2 protein-coding genes are annotated in these 824 nt (G+C 44.5%); both read right to left on the reverse strand.

Annotation, left to right across the window (positions count from 1 at the left end; all coding sequences use genetic code 11):
- Positions 1–323: endonuclease (locus tag AB4496_RS22570; protein ID WP_372132033.1), on the reverse strand; the 323-nt coding region annotated here is incomplete at its 3' end.
- A 97-nt stretch (positions 324–420) separates the two neighbouring features.
- Positions 421–824 (reverse strand): SprT family zinc-dependent metalloprotease (locus AB4496_RS22575; RefSeq protein WP_372132035.1); only part of this gene is annotated, 404 nt, incomplete at its 5' end.

An 824-nucleotide genomic window follows, 5' to 3' on the forward strand; every position in this document is an offset into this window, starting at 1 on the left:
CAGCACTGACGCTGGTGGCCGAATTGCCAAGCTGGAACCACGTGTTCCCACTCAATACGGGAAGCGCGCTTTTGCTGTTTTCTCACTTGATAACCACAGCCGTCGAGGTCGGGGATACCTTTCTTTTTGTCTTTCCAAGTGATGTCACAACCACAATAAAATGAAGTCGGGTGATCGAGATAAATCTTCACCGCTTCTTTTTTAGCTTTGGAGAACGAACTTGGTGGAGCGGCGAAAACGCTTTGGGTTACCAGTAGGCCAAATACTATTGATAGGTAAAAGGACATCGATAGGCCAAATACTTTTGGAGAGGTTTTTTGCATAGAAAAAGACTGATGAAAGTATGATAAACAACAGTCTAGCACTCAAATGTTAGTTCACTCTATTACATTTATTCGCGTTATCTTATGAGCTCAAGACTTAGCTCAATTGAAGGCCGGTAAAAGCTAAGGTTTGCTGGCATTGTTGGCAACGATACGTTGATTGGTTGCGGATGACTTTGTTGTGTCGTCTTATCGACAGGGGATAAGTGGTGCAATCACAGCGATACTCAAAAGTTTTGCCCTGCACTGAGGTGATTTCCAAGCTGTGTGTGGTTCTGGCCGGTACATTGAATACCTTTTCCATCACGTATTTCCACTCATTGCCGTGAGGCCTAACTCGTCCGAAGACCTGATATGTGATCAGATGTGCGAGTTCATGAGGTACGACTTCGCTAATAAAGGCGTCTTCATTTTCGCTGAATAGCACTTGGTTGAGTTTTATCTCGTTTAACTGGAGGTAGGCTTTTCCCGCTGCCTTTCCTCTTAACTTGTAAGTGACGG

The sequence above is a fragment of the Vibrio sp. 10N.222.46.A1 genome (assembly GCF_041473595.1).
Taxonomy (GTDB): Bacteria; Pseudomonadota; Gammaproteobacteria; order Enterobacterales; family Vibrionaceae; genus Vibrio; species Vibrio tasmaniensis_A.